At 66.8% G+C, this 19,303-nt stretch carries 15 protein-coding genes; 4 read left to right on the forward strand and 11 right to left on the reverse strand.

The features are described 5' to 3' along the window. The first annotated feature begins 104 nt into the window (after nt 1-104). Complete coding sequence (locus T8K17_RS20990) at nt 105-998, forward strand: PRC-barrel domain-containing protein (protein ID WP_322331681.1); 894 nt, start codon at nt 105-107, stop codon at nt 996-998. Between the two features lie 82 nt (nt 999-1,080). Here the strand turns inward: T8K17_RS20990 and T8K17_RS20995 are convergent, their stop codons facing one another. From T8K17_RS20995 to hmgA, 5 genes are all read right to left on the reverse strand, one after another. Then, a complete protein-coding gene (locus T8K17_RS20995; protein ID WP_322331682.1) occupies nt 1,081-2,385 on the reverse strand; it encodes a TRAP transporter large permease subunit in 1,305 nt (434 codons plus the stop codon). Continuing rightward, on the reverse strand, nt 2,385-2,939 hold the full coding sequence (locus tag T8K17_RS21000) for a TRAP transporter small permease (protein WP_322331683.1): 555 nt from the start codon (nt 2,937-2,939) through the stop codon (nt 2,385-2,387). Before T8K17_RS21000 ends, T8K17_RS20995 begins: the two co-directional genes overlap by 1 nt. Before the next feature lie 82 nt (nt 2,940-3,021). Further along, nucleotides 3,022-3,978 (reverse strand): TRAP transporter substrate-binding protein, encoded by a 957-nt coding sequence (locus T8K17_RS21005; protein ID WP_322331684.1) that lies wholly within the window; start codon nt 3,976-3,978, stop codon nt 3,022-3,024. Nucleotides 3,979-4,269: 291 nt separating this feature from the next. Continuing rightward, on the reverse strand, nt 4,270-4,941 hold the full coding sequence (locus tag T8K17_RS21010; RefSeq protein ID WP_322331685.1) for a hypothetical protein: 672 nt from the start codon (nt 4,939-4,941) through the stop codon (nt 4,270-4,272). A gap of 5 nt (nt 4,942-4,946) precedes the next feature. After that, complete coding sequence (hmgA, locus tag T8K17_RS21015) at nt 4,947-6,317, reverse strand: homogentisate 1,2-dioxygenase (RefSeq protein ID WP_322331686.1); 1,371 nt, start codon at nt 6,315-6,317, stop codon at nt 4,947-4,949. A 201-nt stretch (nt 6,318-6,518) separates the two neighbouring features. On the opposite strand from hmgA, the gene T8K17_RS21020 reads away from it, so the two are divergent. Next, complete coding sequence (locus T8K17_RS21020) at nt 6,519-7,364, forward strand: c-type cytochrome (RefSeq protein ID WP_322331687.1); 846 nt, start codon at nt 6,519-6,521, stop codon at nt 7,362-7,364. Between the two features lie 271 nt (nt 7,365-7,635). Here T8K17_RS21020 and T8K17_RS21025 read toward each other — a convergent pair whose 3' ends face one another. The 3 genes from T8K17_RS21025 to T8K17_RS21035 all read right to left on the reverse strand — a co-directional run bounded on the left by T8K17_RS21025 (nt 7,636) and on the right by T8K17_RS21035 (nt 13,434). Beyond that, a complete protein-coding gene (locus tag T8K17_RS21025) occupies nt 7,636-10,026 on the reverse strand; it encodes a transketolase (RefSeq protein ID WP_322331688.1) in 2,391 nt (796 codons plus the stop codon). Nucleotides 10,027-10,100: 74 nt separating this feature from the next. Next, nucleotides 10,101-11,423 (reverse strand): OmpP1/FadL family transporter, encoded by a 1,323-nt coding sequence (locus T8K17_RS21030; protein WP_322331689.1) that lies wholly within the window; start codon nt 11,421-11,423, stop codon nt 10,101-10,103. A gap of 172 nt (nt 11,424-11,595) precedes the next feature. Further along, nucleotides 11,596-13,434 (reverse strand): ABC transporter ATP-binding protein/permease, encoded by a 1,839-nt coding sequence (locus T8K17_RS21035; RefSeq protein ID WP_322331690.1) that lies wholly within the window; start codon nt 13,432-13,434, stop codon nt 11,596-11,598. 112 nt (nt 13,435-13,546) lie between these two features. Between T8K17_RS21035 and T8K17_RS21040 the strand changes: the two genes are divergently transcribed. Further along, nucleotides 13,547-13,786, forward strand: a complete 240-nt coding sequence (locus T8K17_RS21040) for a type II toxin-antitoxin system prevent-host-death family antitoxin (RefSeq protein WP_322331691.1) — start codon at nt 13,547-13,549, stop codon at nt 13,784-13,786. Then, nucleotides 13,783-14,205: a type II toxin-antitoxin system VapC family toxin gene (locus T8K17_RS21045; RefSeq protein ID WP_322331692.1), complete on the forward strand. Its 423-nt coding sequence runs from the start codon at nt 13,783-13,785 to the stop codon at nt 14,203-14,205. Before T8K17_RS21040 ends, T8K17_RS21045 begins: the two co-directional genes overlap by 4 nt. A 3-nt stretch (nt 14,206-14,208) precedes the next feature. Here the strand turns inward: T8K17_RS21045 and ltaE are convergent, their stop codons facing one another. From ltaE to T8K17_RS21060, 3 genes are all read right to left on the reverse strand, one after another. Further along, the gene (gene ltaE, locus T8K17_RS21050; protein WP_322331693.1) at nt 14,209-15,267 is read right to left on the reverse strand and encodes a low-specificity L-threonine aldolase; all 1,059 of its coding nucleotides are present in this window, start codon (nt 15,265-15,267) and stop codon (nt 14,209-14,211) included. A gap of 95 nt (nt 15,268-15,362) precedes the next feature. Further along, nucleotides 15,363-17,084, reverse strand: coding sequence for a methyl-accepting chemotaxis protein (locus tag T8K17_RS21055; protein ID WP_322331694.1), 1,722 nt, complete (start codon nt 17,082-17,084; stop codon nt 15,363-15,365). A gap of 287 nt (nt 17,085-17,371) precedes the next feature. Continuing rightward, a complete protein-coding gene (locus T8K17_RS21060) occupies nt 17,372-18,934 on the reverse strand; it encodes a methyl-accepting chemotaxis protein (RefSeq protein ID WP_322331695.1) in 1,563 nt (520 codons plus the stop codon). Nucleotides 18,935-19,303: the final 369 nt, after the last annotated feature.

Genomic DNA, 19,303 nt, shown 5'->3' on the forward strand with positions numbered 1-19,303 from the left:
TCACTTGTGTCACTGCCGACACCGAACGCCTGGAACTGCGCTCCCTTGCTCCCGTTGGTTAACCATGCGGTCACCCACGCCGCCCAACGAATCGAGGGAAGAACATGATCAAGAAGATGCTCGCCACCACGGCGCTCGTCGCACTGATGTCGGGCCCGGCGATCGCTGCCTCCGACGCTCAGACCAACATGCGCTTCGAATCCGTCGACACGATCGGCGCCAAGCAGATCCGCGGCTATCTCGCGTCCAACCTGATGGGTCACTCCGTCTACGCGTCCACCGCCGAAGATGCCGACCGGATCGGTGAAATCGACGACGCCATCGTCGGCGAGGACGGCTCGATCAAGGCCGTGATCATCGGCGTCGGCGGGTTCCTGGGCATGGGCGAGAAGAACGTCGCCGTCGACTTCAGCCGTCTCTCCTTCGAGAAGGCCGGCGACGACGAGTACCGTCTGGTCTCCGCCCTGACCAAGGAAGAGCTGGAGAAGGCCGGCGCCTACGAGGCTCCGGAGCGCACCACGTCCCTGGACGACAAGACCCCGACAACGAAGGAGTCGACGGCGAACAACGTGCCGGCGACCTCGACCGTCGCCGCGGTGGACAAGGATGCGACCACCACGGCTACCGAGCCGAAGAACAACCGCGAGTCCTTCATGGAAGGCCGCAAGAAGCTCAGCTCCGAGAAGATCGAGGCGGCAACCCTCGACGGTGCCTGGGCCTATGACACCAAGTTCAACCATATCGGCGAAGTCGGTGAGGTTCTGGTGACGGCCGACGGCAAGATTGACGCGATGGTCGTCGATGTCGGCGGGTTCCTCGGCCTCGGCGAGAAGCCGGTGGCGATGGCCTTCAAGGAGGTCGAGATGTACCGCAACGAGTCCGATGAGATCGCGGTGATCGTTCCGTACACCGAGGAGCAGCTCGACACGGCCACGGCCTACGACGCCGACGGCTACGCCAAGAAGACCGAGGGCATGCTGCTGACCCCTATGAACTGATCGGCAGTCCCTTGCGGATGCAGAAAGGCCCGCGCTTCGGCGCGGGCCTTTTTCGTTGCGGTCGGGCGCTGGCGCCGTCGGTCTATTTGGCCAGCATGAACTGCACCGGACCCAGCACGATTTCCGGCACCAGGGTGATGAGGAGAATGCCGAACAGCATGAGCGCGAAGAACGGCATCGCCGCCTTGGTCACCTTCAGGATGTCCCGCCCTGTCATGCCCTGAAGGACGAACAGGTTGAAGCCGACCGGCGGCGTGATCTGCGCCATCTCCACCACGATCACCGTGAAGATGCCGAACCACAGCAGGTCGATCCCCGCCTTCTCCACCATCGGCAGCACCACGGCCGCCGTCAGCACCATCATCGACACGCCGTCGAGGAAGCAGCCGAGGAAGATGTAGAGCACCGTCAGCAGCGCGATCAGCGCGAAGGGCGACAGGTTCCAGGCGTCCACGTAGCCCGCCAGCACGCGGGGCACGCCGGTGAAGCCCATGGCGATCGACAGGAACGCCGCCCCCGCCAGGATGAAGGCGATCATGCAGGAGGTCCGCACCGCCCCCATCAGGCTCTCCATGAAGGAGCTCCAGGTCAGCGAGCGGCTGACCGCCGCCAGGACCAGGGCGCCGACCACGCCGATGGTCGCCGCCTCGGTCGGCGTGGCGAACCCGCCGTAGATCGAGCCGAGCACGACGAAGATCAGCCCCATGACCGGAATCAGGAAGCGCGACGCCCACAGCTTCTCGCCAAAGCTCAGATGCCGGTCCGGCTTCGGCGCCAGGCTGGGGTTCAGCGTCGCCCGGATCCCCACATAGGTCATGAAGATCGCGATGATCATGATGCCCGGCACGATGCCGGCGATGAACAGCCGCGAGATCGAGACCTGGGCGACGACACCGTAGACGATCAGCATGATCGACGGCGGGATCAGCAGGCCCAGGGTACCGGATCCGGCCAGCGTGCCGATCGCCAGCCCCTCGTCGTAGCCGCGCTTGCGCAACTCCGGCATCGACATGCGGCCGACCGTGGCGCAGGTGACGGCGCTGGATCCGGCGACCGCCGCCATGACGCCGCAGCCCAGGATGTTGACGTGCAGCAGCCCGCCCGGGAGGCGCGAGGTCCAGGGAGCGAGCCCGTTGAACATGTCCGACGACAATCGCGTTCGGAACAGGATCTCGCCCATCCACACGAACAGCGGCAGCGCCGTCAGCGCCCAGTTCCAGCTCGCGTCCCACACGGTGCTGGCGAGCAGCGTGCCCGCCGGCGCCGGCGAGAACACCCCGAGCGCCAGGTATCCGACCGCGATCAGCGTCGGCGCGACCCACAGGCCCGAGGCCAGCAGGCCCAGCAGCAGGACGAAGAGGATGAGTGTGATGATCCCGGCGTCCATCAGCCACGCTCCCGATCCAGAACGGCGGGGGTGTCGTCATGGGCCTCGTAGGCCTGCATGTCGTTCTCCACGTAGCTCGGCGTTTTGCCGAGGGCGACGCTGACGATCTCGTCGATCAGGGCGATCAGCAGGATCAGCGAGCCGAGCGCCATGGCCGAGCGCGGGATCCAGAAGGGTATGGCCAGGAGGCCCGGGCTTATGTCGTGGAATTTGTAGGAGAAATAGACCAGGTCGACCGAATAGTACGTCATGAAGCCCATGATCACGGCGAACACCGCGAGGCTCCACAGATGGGCCAGACGGTCGGCCAGCCCCGTCGCCAGCCGGGTCAGCAGCGTGACCCGGATATGGGCGCCGTGGCGAAAGGTGTAGGCAAGGCCGAGAAACGTCGAGGCCGCCAGGCAGAAGCCGGCGCTCTCGGTGGAATCCACGACGATGTGCTTGGGAAAGAAGCGGGCGACGACCTGGGCGATGATCGTCAGCGCGATCCCCACCAGAAAAATGGCCGACAGATAGCCGCTCCAGAGATAGAGCCGGTCGAGAGCTTGGCGCATGGCGCGCGTCCTGCGGTGTAAGTCACGGGGGCAAACGAAAACCGCCGGCCCCCGAGACGGGAGCCGGCGGCGGCACGCTGGGTTACTGCAGCGCGAGGTAGCGGTCGAGAACCGCGGCGGCCTCGGGGCTGGCGTCCTTGCGCCAGTTGTCCATCATCACCTTGCCGATTTCCTTCATCTTGGCGATGACGGTCGGCGGGGCGCTGGCGGTGGCCATGCCGTTGTCCTGGAGGGTCTTCATCTGCGCGGCGGTGGTCTGCGCGCTCATCTCCCAGCCGCGCAGCTCGGCGGCCTCGGCGGCCTTCAGGATGGCCATCTGCTCCTCGACCGGCAGAGCCGAGAAGTAGGACTCGTTCACCACGACGGCGTTCTTGGAGAAGATCGCGCCGGCATAGGTGAAGTTGGAGGTGTTGTCCCAGGCCTGGATGTCGATACCGGTCTGCGGGCTGGTGAACAGCGCCTCGATCAGGCCGGTGGAGAAGGCCTGCGGGATTTCAGCGAAGGGCAGGATGGTGGCGTTGAAGCCGAGCATCTCGCCCATCTGCTGGGTGGCGGTGGAGTAGATGCGCAGCTTCTTGTCCTTGAAGTCCTCCACACCGTTCACCGGGAACTTGGTGTAGAAGCCCTGGCCCGGCCACGGGGCGTAGTACAGGATCCGCAGACCCTGCTCGGCGAAGATCTTGTCGAAATAGCCCTTCTGCATGTCCTTCAGCAGCCACGCCTCGGTGTAGTTGGCGGCGATGAAGGGCAGGCCGGCGAGGACGTACATCGGATCCTCGTTGCCGTAGACGCCGAGGCGGATTTCGCCGATCGGGATCTGGCCACGCTGCAGCGCCGTCTTGATGGCGTCGTGCTTGATCAGCGTGTCGTTCGAGTTGAGCTGAATCTTCAGCGAGGTCGTGGCTTCGACCTCCTCGATGAACTTCTTGATGTTCTGGGTGTGGAAGTTGCTGTCCGGATAGCCGGACGCCATGATCCACTCCGCCGCCGAGGCCGACCCGGCCGTCAGGGCGATGGAGGCGCCGACCACCGCCGACATGACCGTTTTCCTCAAGATCCCCATAGTACTTCTCTCCTGAATGTCCATTGCCCCGACTTCGAGGGTCGGGCGCTTCGTTGCGTCATGCGGATAGGTCTCTCCCTTCCCCTGGTGCCGTCGCCGGCATATCGGGAGAGCGCACAGGCACGTCTCGCAAGTGCAAAAACGGGACCACGGCGCCGACCGGCGGCTTCCGGGAGAAGACCACCCGCCCAAGGGACGGGCAGCCGCAATCGGTGCTCAATGATTGGACATTCCGTGCCCGATATCCAGGCACTCAATGCATCACGCTCAATAGGGCGGCGTGAAATCCGAGATTGGGCAGTCCGGCAGCACGTCCTCGATGGTCTCGCCCAGATCGATCTTCATATGGGTGGAGATCACATGGGTCAGGCCGTTCCCGTCGGAGAACGGCAGGTCGAGGCCGAGCACCTTGATATGGGCGAGGCCGTGCTGGGAGAGGAAGCCGCAGGCGACGCCGATGAACGGCTGGCGGTCCATCTCGGCGAAGTACTGGATCTCGGTCATCCGCCAGAGATCCGGGTTCGAGGAAAGCTCGCCCAGGGTCCGGTTGGCGTAGTCGACGCGCCACCACTCCACCAGCTTCACCCCCCAGAGGGTGAAGCGCAGGTTGAACGGATCGCGCTCGACCTTGGCGATGAAGATCCGGCCCAGCCAGTCGGCGAAATCCTCGAACTGGAAGTCGTCGCGCCGCGGCAGGAGCTCGCCGCGCCGGATGCGCATCCGCCACTGTGCCACCAGGCCGCGGAACGGTCCGAATGCCAGCACGTCGGAATCGATCGGGCACATGGTGTAGCGCCAATCGACCGGCGTGCTGCCTTCCTTGGCCACCGCGCCGAAGGTCGGTCTGCCGGGCTCGTCGCGGACGAAATCGTTGACCCGCGGCCCATCGTGCCGCGTTCGGAGACCGGCTCTCGCCACCCCTTCGGTCCTGTCGATCACCGCGCCTAGTCCCCGTTCCAGACCGGCCGGTCCGGGTCGAAATGGTTGCGCAGCGGCCGCCAGCAGTCGGGATATTTCACCTGCAGGGTCGGCAGCGCAGCGGCGTAGCGGGTAAGCTGCTGCGGGAACCGGGTCTCGAACATGAAGGCCAGGGTGTTCTCCAGCTTCTGCGGCGTCAGCTCCTTCACCGACGCGCCGTAGAACGCCTCCGCGTCGGGTCCGTGGGGCAGCATCATGTTGTGCAGCGACATGCCGCCCGGCACGAAGCCCTGGGGCTTGGCGTCGTACACGCCCTCGATCAGCCCCATGAACTCGCTCATCACGTTCATGTGGTACCAGGGCGGCCGGAAGCTGTCCTCGGCCACCAGCCAGCGCGGCGGGAAGATCACGAAGTCGATATTCGCCGTCCCCGGCGTGCCCGAGGGCGCCGTTAGTACCGTGAAGATCGACGGATCGGCGTGGTCGTTCAGGATCGGCCCGACCGGCGAGAAATGGCGCAGGTTGTACTTGTACGGCGCGTAGTTGCCGTGCCACGCCACCACGTCCAGGGGCGAGTGGTCGATCTCGCAGGCGTTGAAGCTGCCGCCCCATTTGACGACGATCCGGTGGGCGGTGCCGTCGCGCCGCTCATAGGCGGCCACGGGGGAGAGGAAGTCGCGCCGGTTGGCCAGGCAGTTCGCCCCGATCGGCCCGCGTTCCGGACAGGTGAAGTGGTCGCCGTAATTCTCGCAGATATAGCCGCGTGCCTGATCGTCACCCGCGAGCATGACCTTGAACTTGATGCCGCGCGGCAGCACCGCGATCTCGCCCGGCGCGATGTCGAGCACGCCCATTTCGGTGAAGATCCGCAACGCCCCGAGTTCGGGCACCACCAGCATCTCGCCATCGGCGTTCCAGAACACCTCGGCGTCCATGCTCTCGGTCACCGCGTAGGTGTGGATGGCGAAGCCGGTCTGGGTATGCACGTCGCCGCCGGTGGAGATGGTGCGCATGCCGGTCAGGAAGGTGCCGGCATCGGCCGGAATCGGGGCGGGGTCCCAGCGCATCGGCGCCAGCGGCAGGTCGCTCTCCCCAACCGTCGGGGCGGAGCGCCAGTGCGGCAGCTCGATCCGCGTCATGTCGCCGATATGCTGAACCGTCGGCCGCATCCGGTAGAGCCAGGAGCGCTTGTTGGTCTCGCGCGGCGCGGTGAAGGGCGTGCCGGAAAGCTGCTCGGCATACAGACCGTAGGGGCAGCGCTGCGGCGAGTTCTGGCCGATCGGCAGCGCGCCCTCGAGCGCCTCGGTCTCGAAGTCGTTGCCGAAGCCGGGCATGTAGCCTTCGTTGTATTTCGCCCGGCTGGCGGCGCGGAAGATGCGGGTCGATTGCTCGTTCATGGCGCCCTCTCGGGGGGTTGGTGCGAACCAGGGTAACGGGCGAGTCATTCCACCGCCGCAGCCGGCCGAGAGCAAGGCAATAGTGCATTGCGACCTTAAGTGTCGCATCCGGATCCGGTCGCCACCCCCAAATCGGATAGCCTCGGGCACTTCACGCTGATAGCCTCTCGCCGGTCGGTTGCGGATTGGGCGAGGTCCTCCATGCATCGTTTTCTTATCACCCTGGCTGCGGCCGGGCTGAACCTCCTGTGCGTTTCCTCCATCTCCCTGGCCGCCGACACACCGGTCGAGCGCGGCGCCTATCTGATGAACGCGGTGGCCGCCTGCGGCAACTGTCACACCCCGTTCGGCCCGCAGGGTCCCGACATGAGCAAAGCGCTCTCCGGCCGGCTGATGGAAGACAACGCCGTCTGGACGGTCTACGCCTCCAACATCACGCCGGACATGGAAACCGGCATCGGCGGCTGGAGCGACGCGGAGATCGTCCGCGCCATCCGCGAGGGTGTGCGGCCCGACGGCAGCGTGATCGGCCCGCCGATGCCCATCGGCCTGTATCGTGGGATGTCGGACGCCGACGCGATGGCGCTGGTGGCCTATCTACGCAGCCTCCCGGCGGTGAAGAACGAAACCCCGGCGAGCGTCTACCGGGTGCCGGTGCCGCCGAGCTGGGGGCCGCCGGTCGGTCATGTCGCCGCGCCGGATCCGGCGGATGCCGTCGCCTATGGCGGCTATCTGGCGGGCCCGGTCGCCCATTGCGTGGAGTGTCACTCAAGCCCCGGCGCCACCGGCGCGCCGGACGTCGTGAATGCGCTCGGCGGCGGCGGGCTGAAGTTCCAGGGCCCGTGGGGCGAGAGCGTGGCGCCGAACCTGACGCCGCTCGGCCTGGCCGACTGGACCGACGCGGAGATCGCCACAGCGGTACGCTCCGGCGTGGCCAAGGACGGCCGCAAGCTGCTGCCGCCGATGGGCTACGGGTATTACGCGCACATGTCCGACAGCGACATGGCGGCGATCATCGCGTATTTGCGGTCTTTGCCGGAGAAATGACGGCGCTCAAGCGCCGTCATCCTGACGCAAATCAGGATCCTCGCGACGTCGGACGAGCTGCCGGCTTGATCCTGAAACGATCCCGGATTTAATCCGGGACAGGATGACGGGAGGGGTGGTGCGTCCGTTCGCACCCTCAACCGTCGTCCTGACGAACGTCAGGACCAAGCCGCCTCCGCCGGGACCCGGAGCCGCGGCGGGGCCACGGTCCCGGTCTTGCCCCGGAACGGGTCCGGGGACAAACCGGGATGACGGGTTGCGAGTAGTTGGATCACCGCCCCAGACAGGCCGTCGCGGCCATATCCACGATGGACGCGGTGTCGATGCCGTAATGGGCGTAGACGTCCGGGATGTCGCCTGACTGGCCGAACCCAGTGACGCCCAGCGGATAGACCCGCCGGCCGGTGGCGGAACCGAGCCAGCTCAGGGTCGCCGGGTGGCCGTCCTGGGCCGTCACCAGGGACGCGCCCGGCGCCAGCTTCGACAGCACCTTCTCCACATGGCTAGACCCGGGTCCGCTGCCATTGCGGCCACGCAGGCTCTTCTGCCAGCCGTGATACAGCCGGTCGACCGACGGCACCGCCAGCACGCCCAGGCCCGGAATGTCGTCGGCCATCTGCTCGTAGGCCGCCATCACCTCGGGGGCCACCGCGCCGGTATAGACCAGCGCCAGCTCGGCCTCCGGTCCCGGCTCGACCTGCCAATAGGCGCCGGCCAGGATGTCCGCGATCATCTCGTCGTCGAGCTTGCGGTCCGGCTGCTCCAGGGAGCGGGTGGACAGGCGCAGATAGACCGAGCCGCCCTTCTCTTCCTGCATGTGCTCGAAGCCCCAGCGCATGATCTGCGCCAGCTCGTCGGCATAGGCCGGCTCAAAACTGGTGAGTCCCGGCTGGCCGAGACCGATCAGCGGGGTGGAGATCGACTGGTGCGCCCCACCCTCCGGCGCCAGAGTCACGCCGGACGGCGTGGCGACCAGCATGAAGCGGGCATCCTGATAGCAGGCGTAGTTCAGGGCATCCAGGCCGCGGGCGATGAAAGGATCGTACAGCGTGCCCACCGGCAGCAGCCGCGTGCCGAACAGCGGCCCGGACAGGCCCAGCGCCGCCAGCAGGATGAACAGGTTGTTCTCGGCGATGCCCAGTTCCATGTGCTGGCCGCCGCCGTGGCGCATCCATTTCTGGGCCGAGGCCACCTGCTCCTGGCGGAACACGTCGTTGCGCACGTCGAGGGAGAAGATGCCGCGCTGGTTCACCCAGGCGCCGAGATTGGTCGACACCGTCACGTCCGGCGAGGTGGTGACGATGCGCGAGGCGAGGGCGGAGTTGCCGCGCGACAGCTCGTGCAGCACCGAGCCGAAGGCCATCTGGGTGGAGATCGTCTTCTGCCCGCGGATCGGCAGGACCGACGGGATCTCGACCTTGTCGGCCTTGTGGATGCGCGAACCCGGCGCGTTGAAATCCACCACCTGCACGAACTCGCGCAGAGTGCCCTCGTCCACCCCGGCCTTGGCGAACGGCTCCCACTCCTCGCCGTCCTCGATACCGTGATCCGCCTTGAAGCGGGCCATCTGGTCGGGGGTCATCAGGCCGGAGTGGTTGTCCTTATGGCCGCCGAGCGGGGTGTTGTAGCCCTTGACCGTATAGGCGATGAAGCAGCGCGGCCGGTCGTCGGTGACGCCGTGGAACGCCTCGAGCACCGCCTCCATGTCCTGGCCGGCCAGGTTGGTCATCAGCTTGTGCAGCTCGACGTCGTCGTGATCCTCCAGGATCGCCTTGATGCCGGTGACGCCGCGCAGGTCCTTCTTCAGGTGGTCGCGCCACACGCCCGGCTCCCCCGCCCCGCCCTTGAAGGTGAGGGCCGAGTAGAGGTCGTTCGGGCATTCGTCGATCCAGTTGCGCAAGGTGTCGCCGCCTGGCTGGGTGAAGACCCGCTCCAGCCGCTTGCCGTATTTCAGCATGACGACTTCCCAGTCCACCGTGCCGAAGAACTGGCGGATCTTCTGGAAAAGGCCGTCGGAGACCACCCCGTCCAGGCTCTGGCGGTTGTAGTCGATCACCCACCACAGGTTCCGGACGTCGTATTTCCAGCCCTCCAGCATCGCCTCGTAGACGTTGCCCTCGTCGAGCTCGGCATCACCCACCAGGGCGACCATGCGGCCGGGCGCCTCGCCGGCGCGCTCCGGGTCCTGGACCAGGTGCTGCATGCGGACATAGTCCTGCACCATGGAGGAGAACAGCGTCATCGCCACGCCGAGACCGACCGAGCCGGTGGAGAAATCGACCTCGTCGGCATCCTTGGTGCGCGACGGATAGGACTGGGCACCGCCATAGCCGCGGAAGCGCTGGAGCTGGTCCACCGACTGGCGGCCCATCATGTACTGGATGGCGTGGAAGACCGGGCTGGCATGGGGCTTCACGGCGACCCGGTCCTGCGGGCGCAGCACGTCGAAATACAGCGCGCTCATGATGGTGTTGAGCGAGGCGCAGGACGCCTGGTGGCCGCCGACCTTGAGCCCGTCGCGGCTGTCGCGGATGTGGTTGGCGTTGTGGATTGTCCACATCGCCAGCCACAGGACCTTGCGTTCCAGCGCGGTCATGATCTCGAGCTTCTGGGGGTCGATGAGACCGCCGCCAGGGACCGCGTTCGCTGCCCGCTTCGCCATGTCGATACCTTTCCACCGGTTGACGCCCCCGTTCTACCAAGGGGACGCAGACCCGTCGATGTCAGGAAGTTGCGTCAGAAGCGCAAGGTCGCTCCGAGGGTGAGAACGTCGATCGAGCCCTCGTAGGAACCGCGCAGCGTGCCGGCGGCAGCCTCCGAGTGATCCATCCTGGAGCTCTCGACGAAGATATGGGTGTAGCCGGCCGACACCGTCCAGCGCGGATCGATCCGGTAGTCGGCGCCGAGGGAGACCCAGTACCGGTCGTTGTCCGGCATCCGTGGCGTGCGGAAGTTCTGCTCCGTCGGGCTCTGATCGTAGGCGACGCCCGTCCGCAAGGTCCAGGCGTCGGTCGGGCGCCAGGTCGCGCCCAGAGCGACGAAGATCGTGTCGTTCCAGTTCTGCGGGGTCACCGCGTCCGGCTGGGCCGGGTTGTCGAAGACGAACCGCAGCTCGTCGAAGCGGCTCCATCCGGTCCAGACCACGTCCCCCATGACGGCGACCGTGTCGGTGATGTCATGATGGACGCTGAGGCCGATGGTCTCCGGCAAGGTGACCTCGGCCGATCCTGGGGAATCGGTAAAGGCGCCGCCGGAGGTCAGGATGGCGGCATTGGCCGGCACGTCGAAATCGGCGTCGCCCTCGACCTTCAGCCGGACCTGACTGCGCCAGGACAGCCCGATCCGGGTGCCCTTCACCGGTTCGTAGAGGAGTCCCGCGGTCGCCCCCATGCCCCAGTCGCTGCCCTGCAGGTCGATTTTCCCGTCCGCCTGCTGCGGCAGGGCACCGAAAGAAGAACAGGGTCCGAGACCGATCGTGCCGACGCAGACCGACCCGAAATCGATCGCGTTCGTCAGCCGCGACTGAGCGTAGGTGACGACCGGCCCGCCGCCGATGCTGAGCCGGTCGCTGATCTTCAGCGAGGCGACCCCGGTGATCGACACGGTCTGAAGTTCCGAGGTGATCGCGTGGTAGCGACCGACCCAGTCGTCGTCATAGGAGGTGACGAGGCCGAACGGCACGTTGAGCGCCAGACCGAGATTGACCCGGTCGGAGATCGTCGCGACCAGATAGGCGCTCGGAACGGCCACCGGCGACCCGGCGTCGCCCCCGTCCCCGCGCGATACCGGGCCTCCCGTGGCGTCGGTGGCCGAGCCGCTGAACTCGATCTGCGGCGAGATCGGCGAGACGGCAGCCTGGGCCTGGGGCGCGTCGAACAGCGCGATACCGGCGGGGTTGTAGAACAGGATGGACGCATCGTCGCCCGATGAGCCTGCCCCCGCGAAGGCATTGCCGAGCTTGCTGGCGCTCTGTTCCCTGATCTGGAATCCGGAAGCCGCCGCGTCCTGGACCGGAAATGCCAACAGCGTGGCAAAGGCAGCCGCACGGGCGATCCGCATTCCGTACTTCCTCCCCAGAGCACGATCGGTTCAGCGCACCGCAATCTGAACCGGGAACCGCTCTCCAAACCGTTAACGCCGGAATTGCTCCGGTCCTTGGGGCGAGTGTAGGGGAGGAACCGGCATTGTTAAATCCGCCGAACGCAGGCGCCGCGCGGATAGTCGACCGCGATCAGCCCGGCACGAGTTCCGTCTCGGCCCCGATCCGCTCGTCCTCCTCCTCGCGGGTCTCGAGCTGGCGGCGCCACATGGCGGCATAGGCGCCGTTGCGGGCAAGCAGTTCACCATGACGGCCGCGCTCGACGATGCGGCCGGCCTCCAGCACCAGGATCTGGTCGGCATCGACGATGGTCGACAAGCGGTGGGCGATGACCAGGGTGGTGCGGCCTCGCGACACCTCGCGCAGGCTCTGCTGGATCGCCCGCTCGGTGTGGCTGTCCAGGGCCGAGGTCGCCTCATCGAACACGTAGATCCGGGGATCCTTCAGGATCGTGCGGGCGATGGCGACCCGCTGCTTCTCGCCGCCGGAGAGTTTCAGGCCCCGCTCGCCAACCGCCGTCTGGTAGCCGTCCGGCAGACCCATGATGAAGTCGTGGATGCTGGCGTGGCGGGCGGCGGCCTCCACCTCCGAGGGCGAGGCGCCGGGCCGTCCGTAGGCGATGTTGTAGTAGATCGTGTCGTTGAACAGCACCGTGTCCTGGGGGACGATGCCGAGCGCCGCGCGCACGCTCTGCTGGGTGACGTCGCGGATATCCGCGCCGTCGATCCGCACCGCGCCGCCGGTGACGTCGTAGAAGCGGAACAGCAGGCGCGAGATGGTCGATTTGCCGGCCCCGCTGGGTCCGACGATGGCGACGGTCTGGCCGGGCTCGACGCTGAAGGAGATGCCCTGCAGGATCTGGCGGTCCTCGCGATAGGCGAAGCGGACGTCCTCGAACTCGACCCGGCCCGGCCCCTGGGTGAGCGCCGTGGCGTCCGGCTTGTCCGCCACCTCGCGCCGGACGTCGAGCAGGCGGAACATCGCCTCCATGTCGGCCAGCGACTGCTTCATCTCGCGATAGACGAAGCCGAGGAAGTTCAGCGGCAGGAAGAGCTGGATCAGGTACGTGTTCACCATGACGAAGTCGCCGACCGACATCGCCCCGGCCTTGACCCCGTAGCCGGCCATGGACATCAGCGCGATCAACCCGCCGGCGATGATGAAGCCCTGCCCCACGTTGAGCAGCGACAGCGAGCTGCGCGAGGCGACGGCGGCATCCTCGTAGCGCCGCAGGGAGCCGTCGTAGCGGTCCGCCTCGTGCTGCTCGTTGCCGAAATACTTCACCGTCTCGAAGTTCAGCAGGCTGTCGATGGCGCGGGTGTTGGCGGTCTGGTCCTGCTCGTTCATCCGCCGGCGGAACTTCAGCCGCCACTCGGTCACGAACATCGTGAAGGCGATGTAGCCGGCGATCGTCACGAAGGTGACCACCGCGTACCAGACGTCGAAGAAGTACCAGAGGATGCCGCAGACCATGGCGATCTCGATCAGCGTCGGCAGGATGCTGAACAGCATGAACGAGAGCAGGAATTCGATGCCCTTCACCCCGCGCTCGATGGCCCGGGACAGGCCGCCGGTCTGGCGGTCCATGTGGAAGCGCAGGGACAGGGCGTGCAGGTGGCCGAAGGTCTTGAGCGCGACCGTGCGGATCGCCCGCTGCGCCACCCGGGCGAAGAAGAATTCCCGGAACTCCCCGAACGCCTGCTGGGCGACCCGCAGCAGGCCGTAGCCGATCACGATACCGATCAGCGCGGTGATGGCGAAATCGGTGCCGCCGGAGATCAGGTCGACCGCATCCTTGTACAGGATCGGCACGTAGACCGTCGCGATCTTGGCGATGACCAGGCACAGCACCGCGGCCACCACCCGCGCCCGGATGGCATTCTGGCCGGGCGGCCAGAGATACGGCATCAGCGTGCGAATTGTGTTCCAGTCGCCCTTCGCGTCAGGGCGGGCATGGGATCGGGGGGACATCGGAACTCCGGTCTGCGGTCGCCCTGACGATATGGGGCATCGGCGCACGCTCGACCAGGATTGTTTTCCGACTATCCTCGAAATAAACTAGATGACTGGTTAGGAGCGTGTCATGCGGCATGTCGGAATCTTCGAGGCGAAAACCCACCTGTCCCAGCTTCTGGACGCCGTCGAAGCCGGGGAGGAGATCGTCGTGACCCGGCGGGGCAAGCCGATCGCCCATATTGTCCCGGCCCCGGATGACCGGCGGGAGAAGGCGAAGGAAGCGGTCGCGCGGATCCGCGCGCTGCGAAAGGGCCTTACCCTGGACGGCGTGACGGTGAAGGAATTGATCGAGGACGGACGCACGTGACCGTCTGCGTCCTCGACGCGTCGGTTACCCTGACCTGGCTGCTTGACGACGAGATCGACCCGATCAGCGACGGATTGATGGACCGGGTCGCAACGGAAGGCGCCGTCGCGCCCGCGATCTGGCCGACAGAGGTGGCGAACGGCCTTCTTTCCGCCACGCGATGCGGGCGCATTCCGGCGGATCGCGCCAAGGGAATGCTGGAAACGCTGGTGGCATTCGATGTCCGGATCGAGCCCACCCCACTGGCCCGTCTCCACACCCGCATCTTCGCCCTGGCAACCGGCGCAAGGCTGACGGTCTACGACGCCTGCTACCTGGACCTCGCCCTCACCCAGTCGCTGCCGCTGGCCACCCTCGACCAGCAGCTCCGGCAGGCAGCCGAGGCGCTGAACGTCCCCGTGCTGCCCGCCCGCCCCTGAAGCTCAGCGCTTGGCGTAGAACGCCTTGACCGTCTCGACGATCCGGTCGACGTCCTCGGCCGAGATGTCCAGATGGGTGACCACCCGGATCTTCGCCGGACGCGGCGAGCCGAGCACGATGCCCTGCTCCTTCAGGAAGGCCCGCAGCGGCTCGACATCCTCGGCCCTGGGCTCGATGAACAGCATGTTGGTGTCGATATCGTCCACATCGACCTTCAGCGGCCCCGCCTCGGCCAGGCCCTGGGCCAGGCGCTTGGCATTGGCGTGGTCTTCGGCCAGACGGTCGACATGGTGTTCCAGGGCGTGCAGGCCGGCGGCGGCCAGGATGCCGGCCTGGCGCATGCCGCCGCCCAGCATCTTGCGCAGGCGCCGGGCCCGCTTGATGTAGTCGGCCGGGCCGCTCAGCACCGAACCGACCGGCGCGCCCAGGCCCTTGGACAGGCAGAGCGAGACCGTGTCGATCTTCGCCACCATGTCCTTGGCCTTCAGCCCCTGCTTGACCGCCGCGTTCATCAGCCGGGCGCCGTCGATATGCACCATCAGGCCGCGCGAATGGGCGGCGTCGGCGAGGGCGTCGATGCGGTCCTGGGCCTGCACATGGCCGGCGACCGTATTCTCCAGGGAGAGCAGCTTGGTCATCGGCTTGTGGACGTCGTCCGGCTTGATCGCGTCCAGCACCTGCTGCGGCTCCAGCCCACCTCCCGCGTCCGTGCGCAGCGGATAGGCCGCCACGCTGCCGAGCACGGCGGTGCCCATCGCCTCGTACTGGAACACGTGATAGCAGTCGCCGATGAGAAATTCCTCGCCGCGCCCGCAATGGGCGAGCACGCCGAGCAGGTTGGACTGGGTGCCGGAGGAGACGTAGAGCGCCGCCTCCTTGCCCATGATGCCGGCGACCTTGGCTTCCAGCGCCAGCACGGACGGGTCCTCGCCGAACACGTCGTCGCCGACATCGGCCTTGGCCATCGCCTCGCGCATCGCCGGGGTCGGCTGGGTGACCGTGTCGCTGCGCAGGTCCAGGGTACGGTTCGCGGAGACCGGGCGGAGGGCGGCGGCTGTCATGGAAGGCTCCTGGGATCGGGGCGGTTAGGAAGGTCTACACCGATACCCCGATCCGTCCGTGCCGCCAATACGGCGTCTCGCGCGATGTGCTCCGGTCAGCCGGCCCGCACCTCCGCCAGGAAACCGTTCACCTCGCGACTCAGCCGGTCCGACTGGTCGGCCAGCCCCGTGGCGGCGGTCTCGATCTGCCGCGCACCCTCGGCGGTCAGGCCGACGGACTGGTGCACGCCGGAGATGTTGGCGGACACGTCGCGCGTGCCGGCGGAAGCCTCTTCCACGTTGCGGGCGATCTCGTTGGTGGCCGCGCCCTGCTCCTCGACGGCCGCCGCCACCGCCGCGGCGATCTCGTTCATCCGGCCGATGGTCTGGGCGATATGGGAGATGGCGGAGGCCGCCTCGCCGGTACCGGACTGGATGCTGCCGATCTGCTGGCTGATCTCCTCCGTCGCCTTCGCGGTCTGCCCGGCCAGGGCCTTGACCTCCGACGCGACGACCGCGAAGCCCTTGCCGGCCTCGCCGGCCCGCGCGGCTTCGATGGTGGCGTTCAGCGCCAGCAGGTTGGTCTGCTCGGCAATGTCCTGGATCAGCGTGACCACGGTGCCGATGCGCTCGGCGGCCTCCGTCAGCCCCTTGACCATGGACACCGTCTGTTCGACCTCGCCCGCCGCCGCGCTCGCGATCTCCGAGGAATTCGACACCTGGCGCCGGATCTCCTCGATCGAGCTCGACAGCTCCTCGGCGGCGGAGGCCACCGTCTGCACATTCGCCGCCGCCTGATCGGCCGCCGCCGCGACGGAAGACGACTGGCTCCCGGCCTGATCGGTCGCCGCACTCATCGAGGTGGCCGACTCCTTGAGGCCGGCCGCCGCCTTGGCGACCGCCCGAACGACGTCGCCGACCCGGTCCTCGAAGGACTTGGCGACGGCCAGCATGTTCTCCTTGCGCTCGGCTTCCTGCCGCGCCTCGGCCTGCTTCTGCCGCTCGGCCGCCCGGTCCGCCTCGACCAGGTCGCCATGGAGCTTGACCAGGGAGGTTCCCACCGCGGCGAACTCGTCGCTGCGGCCGCTGTTGAGAAGCAGCGGCTCGCTCGACCGGCGCGATACCGTGTCGAGGTCGGCCAGCAGCTTGTCGATCGGCTCGCGGATCACCCGGAACATGTAGAAGGACAGAAGAATCGCCGCGAAGATCGCGACGGCAGCGGCGATGATCAGCATCTGGACCGAGCGGGCGACGTCGGAGCGCACCTTGCTCATATTCGCGACCGCCGCCGCGGTGGTCTCACCGCCCTTTCCTTCGATCAGACCGCTCAGAGTGTCGAGCGCGTCGGCCATGGTCGCCGCGGCCGCGTCGAACGAGCCCATCAGCTTGTTGCCGGCCGGCGCGCCGCCTTCGATATAGGCGTTCGCCATCCTCTCGCCCTCACCGTAGAACGGCGGCATCGCCTCCGAGGTCCGCTTCAGCGCGGCCACGACGTCCGTATAGCCTAGGTCGCGCGCCAGGGCCGTGGCCTCGGCGACGACGGTCTCGAAGGATTGTCGGTTGCTGCGCGCCTCGTCGAACCCGTCATTCAGCCCGTCCTGACCCCGCGTGGCCGAAATGTCGGTCAGCCACTGCTGCACCTGCACCACGTGGAACCGGACGTCCTTCACCAGCAGGTCCAGCGGCACGATCTTCGTGAACGCGGTGTTCACTTCGGCTTCCAGATTCTCCAGATGATTGAGATCTCTGGAGAGGGAGACCGCCTCGTAACCGATCGCGGCGACAAAAATGAGGATGATGCCCGCGAGGCATGCGGCCATTTTCTGACGGATGGTCATTGTCGGGAATTTTCCTGCTGGACCAGGGGAACGCCCTGGTTCGATGGCTGACGAAACGGCGGTGACGCTATCTGCGAATTCGGCCGTCAGCTACGCAGCAGAAGAATTAAACTTCTTTAAAATCTCGTGTTTTCGGGCCCAGTGTTTGCCCTATCGTCAAACAGGATTGAAATTCCCTTTAACCTGAACGCGCATAGATATACCCGCGCGCTCCACCACCCGGTGTGGGTCGTCCGCCCTATCCCGGAAGGGCGGTACGCCGGGCGCACCGCCCTTCCCTGTCGTCGTCAGCCGGCGCGGACTTCCGCCAGGAACCCGCTGACCTCGTCCTGAAGCCGTGTCGACTGGCCGGCGAGTTCGCCTGCCGCCCCTTCGATGCGATGGGCCACCGTGGCGGTCCGGCTCACGGCATCGCTCACCCCGACGATGTTCTTGGAGACGTTGCGCGTGCTGCCCGAGGCCTGATCGACATTGCGGGCGATCTCCTCGGTCGCAGCCCCCTGCTGCTCGACGGCGGCGGCCACGGCGGCGGCGATCTCGTTCATCCGGCCGATGGTTTCCGCGATCTGCGAGATGTGGCTGGATGCCTCGCCGGTGCCGCTCTGGATCTCGCCGACCTGGGTGCTGATCTCCTCGGTCGCCATGGCCGTCTGGCCCGCAAGCGCCTTCACCTCGCTGGCGACGACCGCAAAGCCCTTGCCTGCATCGCCGGCGCGGGCGGCCTCGATGGTCGCGTTGAGGGCCAGCAGATTGGTCTGGTCGGCGATCTCGTTGATCAGCCGGACCACGTCGCCGATCCGCATCGCCGCGTCGGCGAGGCCGCAGATCATCGCGACGATCTCCTGCACCTCGCCGGCGGCCGCGCCGGCGATCTCCGAGGAGGTGATCACCTGCCGGCGGATCTCCTTCACCGAACTGGACAGCTCCTCGGCGGCCGCGGCGACGGTGGAGACATTGCCCGCCGCCTGCTCGGCCGCGGTCGCCACGGTGGACGAGGTGCCCGCCGCCTCGTCGGCCGACGACGTCATGGAGGCGGAGGAGTCGCGCAGGTCGGTCGCAGCACTCGCCACGGCTTCCACGATCCGGCCGACCCGCTCCTCGAAGGCCCCGGCGACGGCGCGCAGGTTCTCGCGCCGCTCGTCTTCCAGACGGGCCTTGGCCGCGTCTTGCTCGGCGGCGATGCGGTCGGCCTCGACCAGGTCGCCGTGCAGGTGCGCGAGCGACCGGGCAACGGGACCGAACTCGTCCCGGCGGGACTCGGACAGCAGCAGCGGTTCGTCGGAGCGGCGCGACACCAGATCCAGGTCGTGCATCAGCTTGTCGATCGGGTCTCGGATCACCCGGAACATGTAGAAGGCGAGCAGCACCGCCACCACGAGCGCGATGCCGGCGGCGACCAGCAGGGACAGAATCGAGCGGCCGACATCGGCGCGCACGGCCGCCATCTCCGCGGTGGTGGCCTCCATGGCCGCGTTGGCCTCCTGCTTGATCTTGTTGTTCGCCAGACTGAACCCGCCGACCACGCCGCGCATCTTGTTCGCGGTTTCCGACGACACCCTCTCGCGCAGCACCGCCTCCAGGGAGGCGTGCACCGAGGCCAGGTTCTTGGCGATGTCCTCGAGGCCGGACTGTCCGGCCAATCTCTGGGCCGTCTCCAGCGCATCGGCGGCTTCGCGGCCGTTGTCGCGCACCGCGTCGGCGGCGACCTCGGTGCCCTGCGCGGCCGCGCGGCTGGCCCGGATGATGAGGAAATGCGCCTCCTTCATCATCAGCTGCAGCGGGACGAGCTTGCCGAAGCCGACTTCGACCTCGTTCTGCAGGCCGTCCAGCCGGTCGAAATCGCGGCGCAACGACAGCGCCTCATAGGCGATGGCAGCAATAAATATGCAAATGATGCCTGCGAGACACGCAGCCATTTTCTGACGGATATTCATGTAACGACGCCCCCAGCTACCGCTCGAATATCCGAGCCCGCAGTGATCTTCCTCAGCGAACGCTATCCGTAATTTTTCGGGGGAACCACTTAGTCATACAATAAAAATGGGTATTCGATTGCAGCCAGAAATCACAAATTTTTTAAGGTTTAATTGCCCCAAAACCCAAGCAGCGCGAACCGCCTGCCGAACGCGAAACGGCGGGCCCTAGGGGCCCGCCGTCCGTCATGCGTTCGATCGAAGGTCCGACCGCAGATCCGATCGAAGATCCGGGCGGATATCTGG

The organism is Thalassobaculum sp. OXR-137, from assembly GCF_034377285.1.
GTDB lineage: Bacteria > Pseudomonadota > Alphaproteobacteria > Thalassobaculales > Thalassobaculaceae > Thalassobaculum.